At 63.4% G+C, this 3,540-nt stretch carries 4 protein-coding genes; 3 read left to right on the top strand and 1 reads right to left on the bottom strand.

Features of this window, described 5'->3' with window-relative positions; translation table 11 throughout:
• The first annotated feature begins 335 nt into the window (after positions 1-335).
• Both WBB85_RS05470 and WBB85_RS05465 read left to right on the top strand, forming a co-directional pair.
• Positions 336-611, top strand: coding sequence for an HlyU family transcriptional regulator (locus tag WBB85_RS05470; RefSeq protein ID WP_432637619.1), 276 nt, complete (start codon positions 336-338; stop codon positions 609-611).
• Between the two features lie 74 nt (positions 612-685).
• Positions 686-1,141 (top strand): macro domain-containing protein, encoded by a 456-nt coding sequence (locus WBB85_RS05465; protein WP_432637618.1) that lies wholly within the window; start codon positions 686-688, stop codon positions 1,139-1,141.
• 22 nt (positions 1,142-1,163) lie between these two features.
• Here the strand turns inward: WBB85_RS05465 and WBB85_RS05460 are convergent, their stop codons facing one another.
• A complete protein-coding gene (locus tag WBB85_RS05460; protein WP_432637617.1) occupies positions 1,164-1,592 on the bottom strand; it encodes an FKBP-type peptidyl-prolyl cis-trans isomerase in 429 nt (142 codons plus the stop codon).
• A 162-nt stretch (positions 1,593-1,754) separates the two neighbouring features.
• On the opposite strand from WBB85_RS05460, the gene murD reads away from it, so the two are divergent.
• The gene (gene murD, locus WBB85_RS05455; RefSeq protein WP_432637616.1) at positions 1,755-3,164 is read left to right on the top strand and encodes a UDP-N-acetylmuramoyl-L-alanine--D-glutamate ligase; all 1,410 of its coding nucleotides are present in this window, start codon (positions 1,755-1,757) and stop codon (positions 3,162-3,164) included.
• The last annotated feature ends 376 nt before the right edge of the window (positions 3,165-3,540 follow it).

Raw genomic sequence — 3,540 nt, 5'->3', positions numbered from 1 at the left:
TCCCAGACTACAAGATCAACCGCGTCGATGACCTGCTGCCCTGGAAAACTGCTTCATAGAGGCGGTCAGGTCGGACGCTTACGATGAAAGCAAACTGCCGCCGCCGGGGCCATATGTCGGCGCCAAGAGCGTATTCGAAATCAAAGGCATTCTTTCTGAAGCCGTCGATCTAATTGAAGGGGCGGGCAGTCCCTCAGATGAAACACAGTTGGCTTTGGAAGCGCTAAAGACCGCAATCGATAAGCTGTAGTGGAAGCGGACATTCCGAACTGCCACCGGACTTCTGGCCAACCCACCGTTCCCATAGTAAAACCGGGGAAACACGGAGTGTTCCCATGTCATGGTTGTCCCGCCTCTTTGCTGGCTCACCCGATGAAACGCCCGAGGCCGAGCCTGTGCTTCACGACGGTTTCCGCATCTTCGTGGAACCGATCAAGGAAAGCGCGGGCTTCCGGGTCGCGGCACGGATCGAGAAAGAGGTCGGCGGCGAAGTCCGGACCCACCGGATGGTGCGGGCCGACACGGTCTCCACCGCCGAGGCCGCCGCAGAGATGACCCTCCGCAAGGCCAAATCGCTCATCGACCAGCAGGGTGACTCCATTTTCACGTAGGCCTTGGCTTAGGGCTTTCGGCAACCACTCGGTCGCGCTACCGTTCCTCTAAACGCATAGATGTGGAGACTGACATGGACCGCCGTGAGGGCGACCTGATCAAACTGGCGCTTGCGGGTGAGTTCGATGTCATCGTGCATGGCTGCAACTGCTTTCACACGATGGGGGCGGGGATTGCGCGGGTGATCCGGGACCGGTTCCCCGAAGCCTATCAGGCCGACAAGACAACGGTGCATGGCACCCGCGACAAGCTCGGCACCATCTCCACCGCGCTCATCACCCGCGCCGATGCGCGGTTCAACATTGTCAATGCCTATACCCAGCATCACTGGAAAGGCGCGGGCGTGAAGGCGGAATATCCGGCGATCAAATCCTGTTTCGAGGCTATTGCCCGCGATTTCAACGGTGCGCGCATCGGCTATCCTCTGATCGGGGCGGGGCTTGCGCGTGGCGACTGGTCGGTGATCGAACCGATCATCGACACGGCCCTTGCCGGTCAGCGCCATACGCTTGTCGTCCTGCCCGACTGAGGGGCAGGACGGGAAACAGGTGTCAGCCGATCGACACCAGTTCGATATCGAAATTCAGGTCCTTGCCCGCGAGCGGGTGATTGGCGTCGAGCGTCACCGTCTCGGCCGTCACCTCGGCCACCGTCACGGTCATGGCATTGCCGTCCGGGGTCCGCATCTGCAGGGCAGTGCCGATCTCCAGCGGGATATCGGCGGGGATCTGGTCGCGCGGGACCGCCTGACTGGCATCCGGGTTGTGCGGGCCGTAGGCTTCGGCCGCAACCACGGGCACCGATTTCTTGTCACCCACCGCCATGCCGGGCAAAGCCTTGTCGAGGCCGGGGATGATCTGGCCGGAGCCGACGGTGAATTCCAGGGGGTCGCGCCCTTCGGAACTGTCGAACTGGGTGCCGTCGTTCAGCGTGCCGCGATAATGAATGCGTACCGTGTCGCCCGTTTTTACCTGGGTCATGACGTCCTTTCGGGATGGGGGATGAGTTTTTGAGGCCGCGTCTCTCGCGGGTTCTCTCGTGGCCCGACTCTAGACCGGATGGCCGAAGGCGTAAACCCGGGGTCCTTGCGGGCGCGCGGGGGGCAGGGCATTGTCGCGGGCGCGAAGGAAAACGGGGGCAGCATGATTCCGGTCAGGGGATATGAGGGCAGGAAGGTCGCGGTGCTGGGTCTTGGCCGGTCGGGGCTGGCGACCGCGCGGGCGTTGATCGCGGGCGGGGCCGAACCCTGCCTCTGGGACGACAGCCCCGAGGCGCGCGACAATGCGGAAAGTGCGGGCTTTGCGCTGACCGATCTGACGCGCGCGACGGCATGGGGCGAGGTGGCCGCGCTGATCGTGTCGCCCGGTATCCCGCATCTGTATCCGGAACCCAACAAGCTGATCGCCCGCGCCATGGCCGCAGGGGTGCCGGTCGACAACGATATCGGCCTCTTTTTCCGGTCCTGGGCGACGCCCGACTGGGACGAGATGGGGCAGACACCGAAGGTCATCGCGGTGACCGGGTCGAACGGCAAATCGACGACAACGGCGCTGATCCATCATATCCTTGAGGTCGCGGGGCGGCCAAGCCAGATGGCGGGCAATATCGGGCGCGGGGTTCTGGATATCGACCCGGCGCAGGATGGCGAGGTCGTGGTGCTGGAACTCAGCTCATACCAGACCGATCTGGCGCGCTCGCTGACACCAGATGTGGCCGTCTTCACCAACCTCTCGCCCGATCATCTTGACCGTCATGGCGGTCTTGGTGGCTACTTCGCGGCCAAGCGCCGGCTCTTTGCCGAAGGCGGGCCGGACCGCGCGGTGGTGGGCGTCGATGAGGTCGAAGGTCGGTTTCTGGCCAATCAACTGTCGCAGGGCGCGGGCGATGACCGGGTGATCCGGATCTCATCCGGTGCAAAGCTGGAAGGGCCGGGCTGGTCAGTCTTTGCCCGCAAGGGGTTTCTGTCCGAATGGCGCAAGGGGCGGCAGGTGGCCTCCATCGACCTGCGAGAGGTCAGGGGCCTGCCCGGCGCACATAACCACCAGAATGCCTGTGCCGCCTATGCCGCGACGCGCACGCTTGGTCTTGCGCCGAAGCTGATCGAACAGGCGCTGTTTTCCTTCGAGGGCCTGCCGCATCGCAGCCAGCTTGTGGGCGAAAAGGACGGGGTGCGCTTCGTCAACGATTCAAAGGCCACGAATGTGGACAGTGCCGCCAAGGCGTTGCAGGCTTTCCTGAAGATCCGCTGGATTGCCGGGGGCTTGGGCAAGGATGGCGGTATAACAGGACTGAAGCCGCATCTCGGAAGCGTCGTCAAAGCCTATCTGATCGGCCATTCCGCCCGCGATTTCGCGCTGGAACTGGGCGAGGTGCCGCACGAGATCTGCGAGACGATGGACCGTGCCGTGGCCCGCGCGGCGGAAGAGGCCCTGCCGGGCGAGGTTGTTCTGCTCGCCCCGGCCGCAGCCTCGTTCGATCAGTATCCCAATTTCGAAAAGCGCGGCGAAGATTTCGCGGAACAGGTGCGGGCGTGGATCACGCAGGCTGGGTGAGGCCTTGATGCCGGTATGCTGTGGGAAGCTGCCTTTTTTAGGCTGCCGGCACATGGCTGCCATTCGATGAGGTTCCCGATCGCGCGGGAACAATCGCGATGCGCGCCGGGCGGGTGCCTGCCCGTCCCGGCGGCAACTGCGTAAATCCTGCCTCACACGGTACGGGGTTTGTTCGCGGATGGCCGCGCCATCTGCCTCTGTCTCTTGCGCGCGGCGCAAGGCTGCCGGGCGAGGGGTAATCTCCCCATTTTTAGAGCGTGTTGCGCCTAATCGGTTTCATATCCTGCGGCCTTGAAGAAGTTGTAGCATTCCTCCTCGGTGAAGAGGTCGCAGACCTGTCCTGCGGCGCGCCAGAGGTCGTCATAAGTCCGGGCGG

Origin of the sequence: Albidovulum sp., assembly GCF_049646345.1 — a bacterium.
In the GTDB taxonomy this organism is placed as follows: Bacteria; Pseudomonadota; Alphaproteobacteria; order Rhodobacterales; family Rhodobacteraceae; genus Albidovulum.
Note: the sequence above shows the minus strand (reverse complement) of the source record. Positions and strands in the feature narration are given on the sequence as shown.